The sequence below is a fragment of the Amycolatopsis plumensis genome (genome assembly GCF_042652605.1).
In the GTDB taxonomy this organism is placed as follows: domain Bacteria; phylum Actinomycetota; class Actinomycetes; order Mycobacteriales; family Pseudonocardiaceae; genus Amycolatopsis; species Amycolatopsis plumensis.
In genome coordinates this window covers 5,051,813-5,068,819 of sequence record NZ_JBHSJY010000001.1, presented here as the reverse complement: position 1 = coordinate 5,068,819, position 17,007 = coordinate 5,051,813, and the positions used below count along the sequence as shown (strand labels likewise).

General features: G+C 71.7%; 14 protein-coding genes. 5 read left to right on the top strand and 9 right to left on the bottom strand.

The genetic code is table 11. The features are described from left to right. Positions 1-57 precede the first annotated feature (57 nt). The 3 genes from ACFPLC_RS24515 (at position 58) to ACFPLC_RS24505 (ending at position 3,431) form a co-directional block, all read left to right on the top strand. Positions 58-1,263 (top strand): anhydro-N-acetylmuramic acid kinase, encoded by a 1,206-nt coding sequence (locus ACFPLC_RS24515; protein ID WP_378193665.1) that lies wholly within the window; start codon positions 58-60, stop codon positions 1,261-1,263. Positions 1,264-1,278: 15 nt separating this feature from the next. Beyond that, entirely contained in the window at positions 1,279-2,844 is a 1,566-nt protein-coding gene (locus ACFPLC_RS24510) for a sodium:solute symporter (protein WP_378193668.1), read from the top strand. An 86-nt stretch (positions 2,845-2,930) separates the two neighbouring features. Next, a complete protein-coding gene (locus ACFPLC_RS24505; protein WP_378193671.1) occupies positions 2,931-3,431 on the top strand; it encodes a DUF3455 domain-containing protein in 501 nt (166 codons plus the stop codon). Positions 3,432-3,525: 94 nt separating this feature from the next. Here the strand turns inward: ACFPLC_RS24505 and smc are convergent, their stop codons facing one another. Together smc and ACFPLC_RS24495 are read right to left on the bottom strand one after the other, a co-directional pair. After that, positions 3,526-7,128 carry a chromosome segregation protein SMC gene (gene smc / locus ACFPLC_RS24500; protein ID WP_378193674.1) on the bottom strand — a complete coding sequence of 1,201 codons (3,603 nt, stop codon included), beginning with the start codon at positions 7,126-7,128 and terminating at the stop codon, positions 3,526-3,528. A gap of 156 nt (positions 7,129-7,284) precedes the next feature. Then, positions 7,285-7,572, bottom strand: coding sequence for an acylphosphatase (locus ACFPLC_RS24495; RefSeq protein ID WP_378193677.1), 288 nt, complete (start codon positions 7,570-7,572; stop codon positions 7,285-7,287). Between the two features lie 198 nt (positions 7,573-7,770). Between ACFPLC_RS24495 and ACFPLC_RS24490 the strand changes: the two genes are divergently transcribed. After that, complete coding sequence (locus ACFPLC_RS24490) at positions 7,771-8,397, top strand: hypothetical protein (protein ID WP_378193680.1); 627 nt, start codon at positions 7,771-7,773, stop codon at positions 8,395-8,397. Positions 8,398-8,574: 177 nt separating this feature from the next. Further along, on the top strand, positions 8,575-8,748 hold the full coding sequence (locus ACFPLC_RS24485) for a hypothetical protein (RefSeq protein ID WP_378193683.1): 174 nt from the start codon (positions 8,575-8,577) through the stop codon (positions 8,746-8,748). Here ACFPLC_RS24485 and ACFPLC_RS24480 read toward each other — a convergent pair. From ACFPLC_RS24480 to kdpF, 7 genes are all read right to left on the bottom strand, one after another. Then, the gene (locus ACFPLC_RS24480) at positions 8,745-8,948 is read right to left on the bottom strand and encodes a hypothetical protein (protein ID WP_378193686.1); all 204 of its coding nucleotides are present in this window, start codon (positions 8,946-8,948) and stop codon (positions 8,745-8,747) included. The genes ACFPLC_RS24485 and ACFPLC_RS24480 overlap by 4 nt on opposite strands. A gap of 102 nt (positions 8,949-9,050) precedes the next feature. Further along, positions 9,051-9,749, bottom strand: coding sequence for a response regulator (locus ACFPLC_RS24475; RefSeq protein ID WP_086837952.1), 699 nt, complete (start codon positions 9,747-9,749; stop codon positions 9,051-9,053). Then, a complete protein-coding gene (locus ACFPLC_RS24470) occupies positions 9,746-12,283 on the bottom strand; it encodes a sensor histidine kinase (protein ID WP_378193689.1) in 2,538 nt (845 codons plus the stop codon). Before ACFPLC_RS24470 ends, ACFPLC_RS24475 begins: the two co-directional genes overlap by 4 nt. Before the next feature lie 4 nt (positions 12,284-12,287). Beyond that, on the bottom strand, positions 12,288-12,878 hold the full coding sequence (locus ACFPLC_RS24465; RefSeq protein WP_378193692.1) for a potassium-transporting ATPase subunit C: 591 nt from the start codon (positions 12,876-12,878) through the stop codon (positions 12,288-12,290). Between the two features lie 5 nt (positions 12,879-12,883). Continuing rightward, positions 12,884-14,884: a potassium-transporting ATPase subunit KdpB gene (kdpB, locus tag ACFPLC_RS24460; protein ID WP_378193695.1), complete on the bottom strand. Its 2,001-nt coding sequence runs from the start codon at positions 14,882-14,884 to the stop codon at positions 12,884-12,886. Continuing rightward, a complete protein-coding gene (kdpA, locus tag ACFPLC_RS24455) occupies positions 14,881-16,542 on the bottom strand; it encodes a potassium-transporting ATPase subunit KdpA (protein ID WP_378193698.1) in 1,662 nt (553 codons plus the stop codon). Before kdpA ends, kdpB begins: the two co-directional genes overlap by 4 nt. Next, positions 16,542-16,643 carry a K(+)-transporting ATPase subunit F gene (kdpF, locus tag ACFPLC_RS24450; RefSeq protein WP_354808571.1) on the bottom strand — a complete coding sequence of 34 codons (102 nt, stop codon included), beginning with the start codon at positions 16,641-16,643 and terminating at the stop codon, positions 16,542-16,544. The genes kdpA and kdpF overlap by 1 nt, the downstream gene beginning before the upstream one ends. Positions 16,644-17,007 lie beyond the last annotated feature (364 nt).

The following is a 17,007-nucleotide window of genomic DNA, read 5'->3' as shown; positions in this document are numbered from 1 at the left end:
GCCAAGACTTCACCAAGTGGGTTGCGTCACACCGGAGGCTCCACTAAACCCCTCCGGATGGGGAAAAAAGGCAGCCACGGCTTCCGGGTGATCGGCCTGCTCTCGGGCACGTCGCTCGACGGGATCGACGTGGCCGCCGCCGACCTGCACGCCGAGGACGGCACCGTCGTGCTGACGCCGCTGGGCGAGCTCGAGGTCCCCTACCCCGAGCCGCTGCGGGAGGCCCTGCTCGCCGCGTTGCCGCCGAACCCGTGCACCGCCGGTGAGCTGACGCGGCTGGACACCGGCGTCGGGCAGGCTTTCGCCGACGCGGCCGCGCGCGGGGTCGACGAGCTGGCCGGCCACGCGGACCTAGTCGCTTCCCTGGGCCAGACGGTGTTTCACTGGGTCGAGGACGGGCACGTCCGCGGCACCCTCCAGCTCGGCCAGCCCGCTTGGATCGCCGAACGAACCGGGCTGCCGGTGATCGCCGACCTGCGGGCCCGCGACGTCGCCGCGGGCGGCCACGGCGCGCCCCTGGCGAGCACGCTCGACCGGCTGTGGCTGCGCGGGCTGGCGGAGGACACCGGACGGCCGGTCGCCGCGCTGAACCTCGGCGGCATCGCGAACATCACCGTCGTCGCCGAAGGCGAGCCGGTGATCGCCTACGACACCGGGCCCGCCAACGCCCTGCTGGACCTCGCGGCCCACCGCGTCTCGGGGCAGCGCAGCGACGTCGACGGCCGGCTCGCCCGCGGCGGGTCGGTGCGCGCCGACCTGCTCGGCCGGCTGCTGGCCGACCCGTACTTCGCCGCCGCGCCGCCGAAGTCCACCGGCAAGGAGCACTTCAACGGGGACTACCTCGACCGCGCGCTGACCGGCCTGGACACGGTCGAGCCCGCGGACCTGCTCGCGACGCTGACCGAACTCACCGCCGTCACCGTCGCCGGCCAGTGCCGCCGCCACGGCGTCACCACGGTCATCGCCTCGGGTGGCGGCGTGGCGAACCCGGCGCTGATGGCCGCGCTGGTCCGCGCGCTGCCCTCGGCGGTGGTCAAGACCAGTGACGACCTCGGCCTGCCCGGCGCCGGCAAGGAGGCGTACCTCACCGCGCTGCTCGGCTGGCTCACCTGGTGTGGCGTGCCCGGTACCGTGCCGTCGGCGACCGGCGCTCGCGGGCCGCGCGTGCTCGGCGCGCTGGTCCCGGGCGACGGCCCCTTGATCCTTCCCGCCCCGCTGGGGGGCACCGTGACGCGGTTGCGAGTCGCGGAGAAGCTCGGATGACGGTAGGAGTGATCCATGCGCGGTGTTGACCTCGCCATCATCGTGGTCTACCTGGCGGCGATGCCGCTGATCGGCGTGCTCGTCGGCCGGAGGCAACGGTCGGCGGCCGACTACTTCGTCGGCGAGCGCAGCCTCCCGTGGGGGGCGGTGATGCTGTCCGTGGTGGCCACGGAAACCTCGACGCTCACCGTGATCAGCACGCCCGGGCTGGTCTTCGGCAACGCGTTCCTGTTCCTGCAGCTGGCCTTCGGCTACATCATCGGCCGGACGATCGCCGCGTTCGTCCTGCTGCCGCGGTACTTCCGGGGCAACCTCGTGAGCGCGTACGCGTTCCTCGGCAAGCGGTTCGGCTCCGGGCTGCAGGGCACCGCGTCGGTGACGTTCGTGATCACGCGGCTGCTCGCCGAGGGGGTGCGCCTGTTCGCCGGCGCGATCCCGATCAAGGTGATCCTCGGCCACTACGGCATCCACCTGGACTACTGGGTGATCGTCGTCATCCTCACCGCGTTGACGCTGGTCTACGCCTACATCGGCGGGATCAAGGCGGTCGTCTGGGTCGACGTCATCCAGCTGTCGCTGTACCTCGGCGGGGCCGCGGTGGCCGCGATCGTGCTGCTGAACAAGCTGCCCGCCGACTGGGCGTCGCAGGCGTCCGCGGACGGCAAGTTCATGCTCGTCGACTTCACGAAGAACCTGCTGACCAGCCCGTACGCCTTCGTCACGGCGGTACTCGGCGGCGCGGCGCTGTCGATGGCCTCGCACGGTGCCGACCAGCTGATCGCGCAGCGGCTGCTGGCCACGCGCAGCCTGCGCGACGGCCAGAAGGCGCTCATCGGCAGCGGCATCATCGTCACCATCCAGTTCGCGTTGTTCCTGCTGGTGGGCGCGATGCTGTGGGTGTTCAACGGGCGCAAGTCCGTGGCGCAGCTGGGGCTGCAGAGCCCGGACGACGTGTTCTCGCGGTTCATCATCGACGACCTGCCGGTCGGGGTGTCCGGCCTGCTCATCGCGGGGGTGCTGGCCTCGACCATGGGCGCGCTGGCTTCGGCGTTGAACGCCCTCTCGACGTCCACCGTGGCCGACCTCTACCAGCGGTTCACCCACCGCTCCCCGGAGGACTCGAAGCTGCTGCGGCACGGTCGCATGTGGACACTGATCTGGGCCGTCGTGTTCGCCGTGTTCGCCTCGCTGTTCTCCACCACGAAGAACTCGGTGATCGAGCTCGGCCTGGCCATCACCGGCTACACCTACGGCGCGCTGCTCGGGTCGTTCCTGCTCGGCCTGCTGATCAAGAAGGCGCGGCAGGTGGACGCGATCATCGCGTTCGTCGTCACGGTCGTGGTGATGGCGTTCGTCATCCTCGGGGTCAAGTTCAACGCGAAGACCGGTGGCCTGATCGGCGTCGACTTCAGCAAGGCGGCCGGGGACAAGGTGGCGCTCGCCTACCCGTGGTACACGCTGATGGGCGTGGTCATCACGCTGGTGGTGGGCGGCTTGCTGGCGCTGCGGCACCGCACCCCGGACCCGAAGGCGGCCGAGGCCGAAGCCGTCGGCGAAACCGCGGAGGTGCCCGCCGCCTGATCCGTCTGAACCGTTTCCGGCGGGCTCCCGTGTCGATGGTCGGGAGCCCGCCGAAAAGCGGCGGGAGGATTTCGAAGGTGGATTCCATGAAGCGGATGACGGTGGCGCTCGCGATCGGCGCCCTCCTGGTCGGCGGCGCGGCGACGGCTTCGGCCACCCCGGCGGCGCCGAAGGTTCCGGACGCGATCAAGGTCCCGGCGGGCAACGTCGCGCTGGCGAGCTTCCCCGCCGAAGGCGTGCAGATCTACGGGTGCACGGCCGGGGCGTGGACGCTGATCCAGCCCGCGGCGGTGCTGTCGAGGCACGGCAAGCCGGTGGCGCTGCACAGCAAGGGCCCGGTTTGGACGTCCATCGTGGACGGCAGCACGGTCGGCGCGGCGGCGGCGGCCAACTCGCCGCGCGACGGCGCGATCCCGGAACTGCTGCTCAAGGCGAACCTCAACACCGGCGACGGGATCTTCGCCCACGTGACCTACATCCAGCGCCTGAACACCCGCGGCGGCGTGGCCCCGGCCGGGACGTGCACGGACGGCGCCCAGACCGCGGTGCGCTACTCGGCCGACTACGCCTTCTGGGTCGCCGGCTGACAAGCGCCCCGACCCGCGGGCAGTCTGCCGCGGCGTCGTGAGTGGTAAAGCGGGTTCTAACCCGCCTTACCACTCACGACGGCTTGGCGGGAGGTCAGCTGACCGGGACCGGGTCTTCCTCGGTCGTGCGCAGGCGCTGCGAGATCACCTTGGTGATGCCGTCGCCCTGCATGCTCACGCCGTAGAGGGCGTCGGCGATCTCCATGGTCGGCTTCTGGTGGGTGATGATGATCAGCTGCGACGAGTCGCGCAGCTGCTCCAGCAGCCCGATCAGCCGGCGCATGTTGGTGTCGTCGAGCGCCGCCTCGACCTCGTCCATGACGTAGAAGGGTGAGGGCCGGGCGCGGAAGATCGCGACCAGCATGCCCACCGCGACCAGCGACTTCTCGCCACCGGACAGCAGCGACAGCCGCTTGACCTTCTTGCCCGGCGGGCGCGCTTCGACGTCGACGCCGGTGCTGAGCAGGTCGTCCGGCTCGGTGAGGACCATCCGGCCCTCGCCGCCCGGGAAGAGGACGCCGAACACCGTCTCGAACTCGCGGGCGACGTCCGCGTACGCCGAGGCGAAGACCTCGAGGATCTTCTCGTCGACCTGCTTGATGACGGCCTCGAGGTCCTTGCGGGTGTCCTTGAGGTCCTCCAGCTGCGTGGAGAGGAACTTGTACCGCTCCTCCAGCGCCGCGAACTCCTCCAGCGCCAGCGGGTTCACCTTGCCCAGCAACGACAGGTCCTTCTCCGCGCGCTTGGCGCGGCGGGCCTGAGTGTCGCGGTCGTAGGGCATCGGCGGCGGCGGGGTGACGTCTTCGCCGCGCTCCTTGGCCGCCTCGTACTCGGCCATCTCGCCCGCGCTCGGCGGGACCGGGACGTCCGGGCCGTACTCGCGGACGAGGTCCTCCAGCCCCATGCCGAAGTCTTCGGCGATCTTGGCTTCCAGGGTCTCCAGCCGCAGCCGCTGCTCGGCGCGCAGCACCTCGTCGCGGTGGACGGCGTCGGTCAGCTTCTCCAGCTCGCCGGTCAGCTCGCGGACCTTGGCGCGGACACCGGTCAGCGCCTGCTCGCGGCTTTGGCGGCGGGCCTGGACCTCGTCGCGCTCGGCGGCGGCGCGCTGCACCGAGTGCTCGATGCGCTCCAGCGCGATCTCGCCGGCGTTGACGACGGCGTTGGCGATCTCGGCGCCGCGCTTGCGAGCCGCGGCGGCGCGCTCGGCGCGCTCGCGGGCCTGCTGCTCGGCGTGGGCGGCACGGCGGAGGCCTTCGGCCTTGCCCGCGATGCTGCGGGCGCGTTCTTCGGAGGTGCGCTGCGCGAGCCGCGCCTCCATCTCCTCCTGCCGCACGACGGCCAGTTCTTCGACGGCCTGGTCGCGCTCGGCGGTGTCCGGGTCGTCCTCGACCGGCTGCTCGGCGACGGCGGCGAGCCGTTCCTCCAGCTCGGCGAGCTGGGCGAGCGCCTGGACGCGGCTCTGCTCGACCTTCGCGCGCTGCCCGGACAGCCGTTCGACCTCGGCCTGCGCCTGGCGGGCGGCCTGCTGCAGCCGGTTGAGCCGCTCCGACGAGCGGGCTTTGCGAACCTTCGCCTCGCCGAGGGCGTCCTTGGCCTGCGAGACCTCTTCGCGGCGCGCCTGCTGCTCGGCGCGGGCGCCTTCCAGCTCGGCCGCGTACCGCTCCAGCGAGCGTTCGGCCAGGCGGAGCCGCTCGCCCGCCTCGTCGACGGCGGCCTGGACCTCGATCACGCTCTCGCGCTTGCCGGAGCCGCCGATCGCCCACCGGGCACCGAAGACGTCGCCCTCGGCGGTGACCGCGCGGACGTCGGGGTGCACCGCGACGAGGTGGCGCGCCGCGTCGAGGTCGCGGACGATGGCCAGCTTGTCGAGCGCCTGCTCGACGGCGGGCCGCAGCTGCGCCGGTGCGGTGACGACCTCGCGGGCCCAGCGCGCGCCTTCGGGCAGCGACGGCCACGAATACGTGTCCACAGTGGACTCGGGACCGCCGAGCAGGATGCCCGCTCGGCCGGAATCCGTCTCCTTCAAGTACTTCAGCGCGCGCAGGGCGTCTTCGCCGCCGGTGACGGCGACGGCGTCGGCCACCGGGCCGAGCGCCGCGGCCAGCGCGACCTCGTACCCGGGCTCGACGGTCAGCAGCGCGGCGACCGAACCCAGCAGGCCGGGCAGCTCGTGGGACGCGCCGAGCAGCGCGCCCGCGCCGTCCTTGCGCTTGAGACCCATGGACAACGCCTCGACGCGCGCCCTTTCCGACGCGATCTCGCGCTCGGCCGCGCGTTCGGCCTTGACCAGTTCTTCGACGCGCGCCTTGGCGGCGTTGTTGGCCTCGACCGCGCGGTCGTGCCGGTCCATCAGGCCGGCGTCGTCGGACTCCTCCGCGCCGCCTTCGGCCTGGGCCATCTCGAGTTCCTCGACGGCGATCTCGGCGCGCTCGGCGGCTTCCTCGATCGAGACGCTGAGCCGGTCGATTTCGTCGGTGGTGGCGCCGTTCTTGCTGCGCAGCGCTTCGACCTGGCCGGTCAGCTTGGCCATGCCCTCACGGCGGTCGGCGATGGCGCGGACGGCGGCCCAGTGCGCGCGCTCGGCGGCCTGGACGCGCTGTTCGAGGTCTTCGCGCCGCAGCACGGTCTGGGCCAGCAGCTCCCGGGCCTCCATGACGGCCTCGTTGAGCTCTTCTTCCTGCTCGGCGACGCGCTCGGCCTCTTCGAGGAGCTCTTCGGGGTCGCGGCCGCCGGTGTTCGTCGAGACGTCGGCGGAGAGGTGCCGCTGGCGCTCGATGGCCAGGCGGACGGTGCCGCGCAGGCGCTCGGCCAGTGCGGACAGCTTGTACCAGGTCTCCTGGGCGGTCTGCAGCAGCGGCGCGTCCTCGGCGAGCGAGGCCTCCAGCTCGGCTTCTTCGGCGGAGACGAGCTCCAGGTGCTGCTCGACTTCGGCGCGGCGCTGGCGGGCGGTGCGCTCGTCGGCCTCCTCGCGCGCGATCGCGTCGCGCTGGGTGACCAGGTCGTCGGCGAGCAGGCGCAGGCGGGAGTCGCGCAGCTCGGACTGCACCGACTGGGCCTTGCGGGCGATCTCGGCCTGCTTGCCCAGCGGCTTGAGCTGGCGGCGCAGCTCGGTCGTCAGGTCGCCGAGGCGGTCGAGGTTGCCCTGCATGTTGGCCAGCTTGCGCAGGGTCTGTTCCTTGCGCTTGCGGTGCTTGAGGACACCGGCGGCCTCTTCAATGAAGGCGCGGCGCTCTTCGGGCTTGGACTCGAGGATCGCCGAGAGCTGGCCCTGGCCGACGATGACGTGCATTTCGCGGCCGATACCGGAGTCGGACAGCAGTTCCTGGACGTCCATCAGGCGGCAGCGGTCGCCGTTGATCTCGTACTCGCTGGCGCCGTCGCGGAACATCCGGCGGGTGATCGAGACCTCGGAGTACTCGATCGGCAGGGCGCCGTCGGCGTTGTCGATGGTGAGGGTGACCTCGGCGCGGCCGAGCGGGGCGCGGCCCGCGGTGCCGGCGAAGATGACGTCCTCCATCTTGCCGCCGCGCAGGTCCTTGGCGCCCTGGGTGCCCATGACCCAGCGCAGGGCGTCGAGCACGTTGGACTTGCCCGAGCCGTTCGGCCCGACCACGCAGGTGATCCCCGGCTCGAAGCGCAGCGTGGTGGCCGAGGCGAAGGACTTGAAGCCCTTGAGCGTCAGGCTTTTCAGGTGCACGTGCTGCTGACCCCTCTGGCCGCGGGTACGGGCGGTTCAATCGTCCCAGGCTACCCGGCGGCGTCCGGGACCCGCCGGACGCGCCCCCTCCTCGGCGCGCCTAGCACACCCGAGGCGGCCCCAGCAACACCAGGAGCCACACCGGCCCCGGACGGCCTACCGCTCGACGAAGCCCCGGAGTCCCCCTTTCGGGTCGGACCAGCGCTCGGCGACGTGCTCCACACTTCCGGGTGATTCTCCCGACCGTAACGCGGCCAACAACCGCTCACAGTGGTCACGACTACCTTCCGCTATCACCTCGACACGGCCGTCGGCCAGGTTGCTCGCGCTTCCGACCAGCCCGAGTTCCAGCGCACGGCTGCGCGTCCACCAGCGGAAACCGACGCCCTGGACGCGGCCGCGCACCCACGCCGTCAGCCGGGTGTGGGTTTCTTCCTCACTCACGTACTTCCTCCCTTCCGGGTCAACCGACCGCGCACAGTAACGGATCAAGGCCACTACCTGGGCGAATACCCGCACGCCGGTGATAACCTCGCCGCCGAGGTCGCTCCCCCGCCGTGGCCGTGCTCGTTCGGTTTGACGAGACACGCCCGATTGCCGGCCTCAGCACCGCGCCTCCCCGAATTCCCCAAGGAGCCCCGTATGCCCCGCCCCGCCGGGTCGGATTCGAGCTCTCGGATCACCAGGATCGACACCGCGCCGCCCAAGAGCAGCAAACCGAACCGCACCGGGTACGTCGTGCTCGGGGTGGCCGGGCTGGTCGTCGCGACCGCGTTCGCCGCCGTGGCCGAGCTCGCCGGGCCGGTCCCCGCCTCCACCGCGGGCGGCACGGGCGGCCCCGGCGGCCAGGGCACCGTCCCGGCCGGGGTCCGGACGCTGCCGGCCACGCCGTCGTCGACCGATCCGGCGACCTCCAGCGGCGCCCCGGCCCCGTCGAACCCGACGTCGCCGAGCGTGCCGACGACGGTCGTGTCGGTGAGCCCGGACGGCAAGACGACCACCACGGTCGTCACCCAGCCCGCGCCGCCCCCGCCGCCCCGCATCGACACCGGCGGCAACCCGCCGCCGGCCACCCAGTCGACGCCGACGCCTCCCCCGAGTTCGGATTCGAAGCCGCCGTCATCGTCCACCGCGGCGACGACCACTCCGGCGGCGACGACCACGCCGACGACGCCCAGCGGAGGCAACCCGAGCACCGGTGGCGCGCCGACAGGCACGTCCAGCGAAGCGCCGTCCGGCTCGACCGGGAGCCCCACGCACGCGCAGTGACGCGAGCCGTCCCGAAGGCCACCGCCCCGGCGTTCGTCGCCTGGGTCGACCCGGCCGTCGCGGCGGACCTGGTGGCCCGCCCCCCGACCCGATCGGCGGCGGCGTGTTCGCCCCGATGGGCCGCCTCACTCCGGACGGCCACGGCAAGTTCGCCCTCACCGGCCGCTGGGGAGCGCGGTGAGCATCGCGGCCGGGTACGCGGGGGCGGGCGCGCTGCACGCGGTCCAGCCGATGCAGCGCTGCTTCCGCGACCTCCACGCGGCGGCCCAGCACATCTACTTCTCGGCCGCGGCGTCGAAGCGGTACGCGAAGCTGCGCTTCGGGATCGAGCAGCCGACCTTCTGGTTCTAGCCACCGCGGACGCGGCGGCGCAGGTCGTCGGCGAAGTACCCGGCGACGGCCGGGCCGACCCCGATCAGTCCGAAGCTCCAGGGGTCGGCACTGCCCAGCACCGCCGCCACCCCCACGCCCACGAGGTAGCCGGCGGCCACCAGCACCAGCAGTACCGCGGTTCTGCCCCACACGTTCTTCTTCCGCACCCCAGTGGTCATGCGGGAGGACTACCCGCCCGCCCCCGCCTTCAGACGGCCTGCCGCAGCCGTCGTGAGTGAAAAAGAGGGTTAGAACACTGTTATTCACTCACGACCCGGGGGTCAGACCTCGAAGCGGTAGCCCATTCCCGGTTCGGTGAGCAGGTGCCGCGGCCGCGAAGGCTCCCGCTCCAGCTTGCGCCGCAGCTGGGCCAGGTACACCCGCAGGTAGTGGGACTCCGTCTCGTACGACGGGCCCCACACCTCGTGCAGGAGCTGCTTCTGCGCCACCAGCCGGCCGCGGTTGCGGACCAGCAGCTCCAGCACGCCCCACTCCGTCTTCGTCAGGTGGACTTCCACGCCGTCGTGGCGGCGGACCTTCTTCGCCGCCAGGTCGACGCTGAACGACGCCGTGTCCACCACCGCGTCCGCGCCGTCCGCGCCCGCCACCGCCGAACGGCGGACCGCCGCACGCAGCCGGGCCAGCAGTTCGTCCATGCCGAACGGCTTCGTCACGTAGTCGTCGGCGCCCGCGTCGAGGGCCTCGACCTTGTCCGCCGAGTCGCCGCGGGCCGAGAGCACGATGATCGGGACCGTCGTCCAGCCGCGCAGGCCCGCGATCACCTCCGTGCCGTCGAGGTCCGGCAGGCCGAGGTCCAGGACCACCACGTCCGGCTTGGTCTCGGCCACGGCTTTCAGCGCGGCCGTGCCGTCGTGCGCGGTGATCACCTTGTAGCCGCGGGCGGTCAGGTTGATCCGCAGTGCCCGCACGATCTGCGGCTCGTCGTCCACCACCAGCACGGTGGCACCCGGGTCGCTCATCGCACCCCCTCTTCTTCGTACTCCACACTGAACGCGGGCAGGGACAACACGATCGTGAGCCCGCCGCCCGGGGTGTCCTCGGCGCGGATCGTCCCGCCCATCGCCTCGGTGAACCCCTTCGCCACCGACAGCCCGAGCCCGACGCCCGGTGTCGTGTCCCGGTCGCCGCCGAGCCGCTGGAACGGCGCGAACGCCGAGTCCGCGGCCCCCTTGCGCAGCCCCTTGCCGTGGTCGACGATCCGCAGCTCGACCTGCCCGGAGTGCGCGCTGGCCCGGGCCGACACCGGCGCGGCGCCGTGGCGCAGCGCGTTGTCCAGCACGTTCGCCACCACCCGTTCCAGCAGGCCGGGGTCGGCGAGCACCGACGGGAGCCGGTCGTCGACCGCGACCACCACGTCGTCCGAGTTGTCCACATTGGACAGCGCGTGCGCGACGACCTCGTCGTAGCCCACCGGGCGCAGGTGCGGCCGGACCGCGCCGGTGGCCAGCCGCGACGAGTCGAGGAGGTTGTCGATCAGCCCGGCGAGCCGGTCGGCGGACAGCTCGATGGCCTCCATCAGCTCCGCGGTGTCCTCTTCGGACAGCTCCAGGTCGGCCGCACGCAGGCTACCGATCGACGCCTTGATCGACGTCAGCGGCGTCCGCAGGTCGTGCCCCACGGCCGAGAGCAGCGTCGTGCGCAGCTCGGTCGCCTCTGCCTTGCGCTCGGCGCGCGCCGCCGCGGCCGCGGCCCGTTGCTGCCGCAGGGCCAGGAACGCCTGCCCCGCCACGGCTTCCAGCACCCGCCGGTCGGCGGCGGGCAGCGCCCGGCCGCGCAGGGTCAGGTGGACGTCGGCGGTGACGGCGATGTCGGCGTCGGCCTCGTCCGGATCGGCGCACGGGTGCTCCCCCGCGGTCGCCACGCACTGCCACACGCCGTCCTGCTTCTCCAGCAGCGTCACCGACGTCAGCGCGAAGTTCTCGCGCACCTTCGCCAGCAGCCGCTCGATCGGGTTCGCGTGGGTGAGCACGGTCCGGGCGTAGGAGGCCAGCAGCGCCGCCTCGGTCCGCGCCCGCGCCGCCTGCGCCGCCCGGCGCGCGGCCTGGTCGACGACCAGCGCGACCAGCACCGCGACCACGACCATCGCGATCAGCGTCACGAGGTTCTGCGGCGTGTGGACGTTGAGCGTGTACAGCGGGGGCGTGAAGAAGAAGTTGAGCAGCCCGGCGCCGAGCACGGCCGCGACCAGCGCCGGGCCGAGCCCGCCGACCAGGGCGACGACGACCGTGACCAGGACGTAGGCGATGACGTCCGTGGCGAAGTCGAGCCCGCTTGGCAGGGAGACGCCGACGAGGGTGACCAGCACCGGCAAGACGATGCCCAGCACCCAGCCCGTCACCAGCCGCGAGACCCCCAGCGGGCTCGCGGTCAGCCCCGTCCGCAGCCGCCCGCCGGCCTCGGAGTGGGTGACCATGTGCACGTCGATCGGCCCCGACCGGCGGACCACCGCCGCGCCGATGCCCTCGTCGAACAGCCGCGCCACCCGCGAGCGCCGCGAAGTGCCGAGCACCAGCTGGGTCGCGTTGACGCCGCGGGCGAAGTCGAGGAGGGCGCTGGGAACGTCGTCGCCGACGACCGTGTGGAACGTCGCTCCGACCTCCTCGGCGAGCTTGCGGTAGCGGGCCATCGCGGCCGGGCTGATCCCCGCCAGTCCGTCGCCACGCAGGATGTGGACCACCTGCAGCTCGGCGCCGGCGCGGGTGGCGACCCGGCTGGCCCGGCGGATGAGCGTCTCGCTCTCCGGGCCGCCGGTGATCGAGGCGACGACGCGTTCGCGCGCCTCCCACGTGTCGGTGATCCGCTGCTCGGCGCGGTAGCGCTGCAGGGCGACGTCGACCTGGTCGGCCACCCAGAGCAGCGCCAGTTCCCGCAGCGCGGTGAGGTTGCCGGGGCGGAAGTAGTTGCCGAGCGCGGCGTCGATCCGCTCGGCCGGGTAGACGTTGCCGTGCGCGAGCCGCCGCCGCAGCGCCTCGGGCGTGATGTCGACCAGCTCCAGTTGCTCGGCGCGGCGGACGACCTCGTCCGGCACGGTTTCCTGCTGGGTGACCCCGGTGATCCGCTCGACGACGTCGTTGAGGCTCTGCAGGTGCTGCACGTTGACCGTGGAGAGCACGTCGATCCCGGCTTCCAGGAGTTCTTCGACGTCCTGCCAGCGCTTGGCGTTGCGCGACCCCGGCACGTTGGTGTGCGCCAGTTCGTCGACGACGGCGACCTCGGGCGCGCGGGCCAGGACGGCGTCGACGTCCATCTCCTCGAACGCGCGGCCGCGGTGCTCGGCGCGCCGCCGCGGGACGACCTCCAGGCCGTCGAGCAGCGCCGCGGTCTTCTCGCGGCCGTGCGTCTCCACCAGGCCGACGACGACGTCGGTGCCGCGGTCCAGGCGGCGCCGCGCCTCGCCGAGCACGGCGAAGGTCTTGCCGACGCCCGGAGCCGCGCCGAGGTAGATCCTCAGCTCCCCTCGGCGCGGCTTCGCGGGTGCGTTCTCCGTGGTCACGCTGTCAGTGTGCCCCTCCGGCCGCCGCGCGCACGGCCAAGTTGAGCGGGAGCACAGCCACGCCGGGGACGCCGATCCCCGCCCCGCTCGTGTTCTGCTCGATCAGCTGCTTCACCCGGTCGAGGGGCAGGCCGGTGTTCCGCGCGACCCGCGCGGCCTGGAGCTCGGCGTAGGCGACGCTGATGTCCGGGTCGAGGCCCGACCCCGACGCCGTCACGGCGTCCGGCGGTACCTGATCGGGCGTCACGCCTTCGCGTTTCGCGACGGCTTCCTTGCGCTCCCCGATGGTCTTCACGAGGTCTTCGTCGTACGGGCCCTTGTTCGACGCCCCGGACGGCAGATCGGGGGTGACCACCGTGGGCCGGGTGTGGAACCAGGGGTCGTGCGCGGGGTCGGCGGGCACCGGGTCGACGCCGATGAGCGACGAGCCGACGGCCCGGCCGTCCTGCGTGACGATCGAGCCTTCGGCGGGGCCCGCCAGCCCGGGGATGCGGGCGACGGCCCAGACGCCCAGCGGGTAGAGGACGCCGAGCAGGACGGTCATGACGAGCAGGACGCGCAGCCCGGCCCAGGTCTGTTTGACGAGCGTGTTCACTAAGTTCACCCGATTCCGGGGATGAGGCGCACGAGCAGGTCGATCAGCCAGATCCCGAGGAAGGGGCTGACGATCCCGCCGAGGCCGTAGACGAGCAGGTTGCGGCGCAGCAGGGCCGAGGCCGACGACGGCTTGTACCGCACGCCCCGCAGGGCCAGCGGGATGAGCACGACGATGATCAGCGCGTTGAACACGACCGCCGACAGGATCGCCGACTTCGGTGTGGCCAGGTGCATGATGTTCAGCCCGCCGAGCTGGGCGTAGATGCCGGTGAACATGGCGGGCAGGATCGCGAAGTACTTGGCCAGGTCGTTGGCGACGCTGAACGTGGTCAGCGCGCCGCGGGTGATCAGCAGCTGCTTGCCGATTTCGACGATCTCGATCAGTTTCGTGGGGTCGCTGTCGAGGTCGACCATGTTCCCGGCTTCCTTGGCCGCCGAGGTACCGGTGTTCATCGCGACGCCGACGTCGGCCTGCGCGAGCGCGGGAGCGTCGTTGGTGCCGTCGCCGGTCATCGCGACCAGCCGCCCGCCTTCCTGCTCCTGCTTGATGAGCGCCATCTTGTCCTCGGGCTTGGCTTCGGCGAGGAAGTCGTCGACGCCGGCGTCCGCGGCGATGGCCTTGGCGGTGAGCGGGTTGTCGCCGGTGATCATCACCGTCTTGATGCCCATCGAGCGCAGTTCTTCGAAGCGTTCCTTCATGCCGGGCTTGACGACGTCGGACAGCCGGATCACGCCGCGCACCACCGTGTCTTCGGCGACGACCAGCGGGGTTCCGCCCTGAGCGCTGATGTCGTCGACCACCCGCTCGGTCTCGTCGGGGAACTCGCCGCCGTTGTCGCGCACCCAGGCCCGGACCGCGGAAGCCGCGCCCTTGCGGATGCGCCGGGTTCCGATGTCCAGGCCGCTCATCCGGGTCTGCGCGGTGAAGGGGACGAACTCGCCGTGCTCGTCCTCGGCCGCGTACTCCGCGGTCAGCTCGACGACGCTGCGCCCCTCGGGGGTTTCGTCGGCCAGGCTCGCCAGCCGGGCGGCCCGGGCGAGTTCGTCCGGTGTGGACGGTCCGACCGGGATCAGCTCGGTGGCGCGGCGGTTGCCGAAGGTGATCGTGCCGGTCTTGTCGAGCAGCAGCGTCGAAACGTCGCCGGCGGCCTCGACCGCGCGGCCGCTGGTGGCCAGGACGTTGCGCTGGACCAGGCGATCCATGCCCGCGATGCCGATGGCGGACAGCAGCGCGCCGATCGTGGTCGGGATCAGGCAGACCAGGAGCGCGGTCAGCACGATCACGGACTGCTCGGAGCCGGAGTAGCGGGCCATCGGCTGCAGCGCGACGACGGCGAGCAGGAAGATGATCGTCAACGTCGAGAGCAGGATGGTCAGCGCGATCTCGTTCGGCGTCTTCTGCCGGGAAGCGCCTTCCACCAGCGCGATCATGCGGTCCACGAAGGACTCGCCGGGCTTGGTGGTGATCCGCACGACGATGCGGTCGCTCAGCACCGTCGTGCCGCCGGTGACGGCACTGCGGTCGCCGCCGGACTCGCGGATGACCGGGGCGGACTCGCCGGTGATGGCGGATTCGTCGACGGTCGCGATGCCCTCGACGACGTCGCCGTCACCCGGGATCACCTGGCCCGCCTCGACGACGACCAGGTCGCCGATCTTCAGCTCGACGCCGGGCACCTGTTCCTCGGAGCCGGTTTCGGTGAGCCGGCGGGCGACGGTCTCCTTCTTCGACCGCCGCAGGCTCTCGGCCTGGGCCTTGCCGCGGCCCTCGGCGACGGCCTCGGCGAGGTTCGCGAACAGGACCGTGAACCACAGCCAGACGGCGATCAGGACGGTGAACACGCTCGGGTCGGTGACCGCGAAAACTGTGGTGAGCGCGGAACCCACCCACACCACGAACATCACCGGGTTGCCGAGCTGGTGCTTCGGGTTGAGCTTCCGGAACGCCTCCGGGAGCGACGTCCAGAGCTGGCGGGGGCTGAACACCCCGGCGCCGACGGTCATGCGAGTGCCTCCGCGATGGGCCCGAGCGCGAGCGCCGGGATGAACGTGAGGGCCGCGACGAGCACCACCGTGCCGGTGAGCAGGGTGGCGAACAGCGGCCCGGTGGTGGGCAGGGTGCCCGCGGTCTCGGGCACCTTGCGCTGGGCGGCCAGTGACCCGGCCAGGCAGAGCACGGCGAGGATCGGCACGAACCGGCCGAACGCCATGGCGACGCCGAACGAAGACTGGAACCAGTCGTTCGTGGCGGTCAGGCCGCCGAACGCGCTGCCGTTGTTGTTGCCGGTGGACGCGTAGCCGTAGAGGATCTCGGACAGCCCGTGCGCGCCGGTGTTGCCCAGCGCGCCCGCCGTGCCCGGCAGCAGCAGGGCGATCCCCGAGCCGAGCAGCACGACGGTCGGCATCGCCAGCATCGCGATGGCCGCGCAGGTGACCTCGCGCCTGCCGAGCTTCTTGCCCAGGTACTCCGGGGTGCGCCCGACCATCAGCCCGGCCAGGAACATCGCGATGATCGCCAGCACGAGGATGCCGTACAGGCCGGTGCCGACGCCGCCGGGCGAGATCTCGCCGTAGAGCATGTTCAGCAGCGGTCCCCCGCCACCGAGTCCGGAGAGACTGTCGTGGGCGCCGTTGACCGCGCCGGTGGACGTCCCGGTGGTGGTGTCGGCGAAGAGCGACGTCAGCCCGATGCCGAACCGCTGTTCCTTGCCCTCCATGCTCGCGCCCGCGGCCAGCGCCGCCGGGTTGTCCGCGTTGGCCTCGGAGAACCAGATGAGCGCCAGCGAAGCCGCCCACAGCAGGCCCATCACGCTCAGCAGGACGTACCCCTGGCGGCGGTGACCGACCAGCGTGCCGAACGCGCGGGTCAGGCTGACCGGGATCACGAGGATGAGGAACAGCTCGACGAGGTTCGTCCAGGCGTTGGGGTTTTCCAGGGGGTGCGCGGAGTTGGCGTTGAAGATGCCGCCGCCGTTCGTGCCCAGTTCCTTGATCGCCTCCTGGCTCGCCGCCGGGGCGAGGGCGACGGTGCCGGGGCTGCCGTCGGGGTGGGTGACGGCGACACCGGCCTTGAGGCTCTGCACGACGCCGAGCGCGACCAGCACGACGGCGAACACGAACGCCATCGGCAGCAGCACGCGGACCGTGCCGCGCGTGAGGTCGACCCAGAAGTTGCCGAGCCGGTCGGTCTTCGCCCGGACGAACCCGCGCGTCACCGCGATGGCCACGGCCAAGCCGACGGCCGCCGACAGGAAGTTCTGCACGGTCAGGCCGGCCATCTGCACGAAGTGGCCCATCGTCGTCTCGGGGACGTAGGACTGCCAGTTCGTGTTGGTGACGAAGGAGATCGCCGTGTTGAAGGCGACGGCCGGGCTCACCGAGCCGCGGCCCAGGCTCCACGGCAGCAGCGGCTGCAGGCGCTGCAGCAGGAAGAGCAGGACGACCGAGACGAACGAGAAGCCGAGCACGCCCGCGGCGTAGGTCGGCCACCGCTGCTCGGCGTCCGGGTTGACGCGGAAGAGCCGGTAGAGGCCCTTCTCGAGCTTGAGGTGCTTCTCGGTGGAGAAGACGCGCGCCAGGTAGTCGCCGAGCGGCCGGTAGACCGCGGCGAGGGCAGCGAGGAGCAGGCCGAGCTGGATCAGCCCGGCCGTCGTGTCGGACATCAGAATTTCTCCGGCTTGATCAGCGCGACGAAGAGGTACACGAGCAAGCCCAGCGCCAGCAGCCCGCCGACGACGTTGGCCAGGGTTCCGGCGCCGCTCACAGCTTCTCCAAGCCGCGCAGCACCAGCGCCAGCACCACGAAAACGCCGATCAGCAGCACGGCGTAGAGCAAGTCGGCCACAAGCACCTCTCAAGACGGGTCACCGGGTTCGGGGACCGGACGACGTTCACTGTGCGGTTCCGGAACCTCGTCCCGGCTCCCGGCTGACGGCCTCTTGATGCGGTCCTGACACGCCTTTACGGCGCCTTGATGGCTGGTGGCGGCGATCACGCAAACGTTTGCCTCGATGTCACCGCATGCAGTTGGTGAGTGACTCGCGACACAACGCGTGACCGAACAAGTGCGGAACGTGCAATTCGGGCAGACAAGATCTTCGGTGCGTGTTACACCTGTGTTACCGATAG

What these genes read in the sequence shown, in the direction of transcription:
- ACFPLC_RS24490 (WP_378193680.1), top strand. Translation starts at nt 7,771, where the DNA reads ATGCCCCGCCCCGCCGGGTCGGATTCGAGCTCTCGGATCACCAGGATC.
- ACFPLC_RS24480 (WP_378193686.1), bottom strand. Translation starts at nt 8,948, where the DNA reads ATGACCACTGGGGTGCGGAAGAAGAACGTGTGGGGCAGAACCGCGGTA.
- kdpA (WP_378193698.1), bottom strand. Translation starts at nt 16,542, where the DNA reads ATGTCCGACACGACGGCCGGGCTGATCCAGCTCGGCCTGCTCCTCGCT.
- ACFPLC_RS24510 (WP_378193668.1), top strand. Translation starts at nt 1,279, where the DNA reads ATGCGCGGTGTTGACCTCGCCATCATCGTGGTCTACCTGGCGGCGATG.
- ACFPLC_RS24505 (WP_378193671.1), top strand. Translation starts at nt 2,931, where the DNA reads ATGAAGCGGATGACGGTGGCGCTCGCGATCGGCGCCCTCCTGGTCGGC.
- kdpB (WP_378193695.1), bottom strand. Translation starts at nt 14,884, where the DNA reads ATGACCGTCGGCGCCGGGGTGTTCAGCCCCCGCCAGCTCTGGACGTCG.
- ACFPLC_RS24475 (WP_086837952.1), bottom strand. Translation starts at nt 9,749, where the DNA reads ATGAGCGACCCGGGTGCCACCGTGCTGGTGGTGGACGACGAGCCGCAG.
- ACFPLC_RS24515 (WP_378193665.1), top strand. Translation starts at nt 58, where the DNA reads ATGGGGAAAAAAGGCAGCCACGGCTTCCGGGTGATCGGCCTGCTCTCG.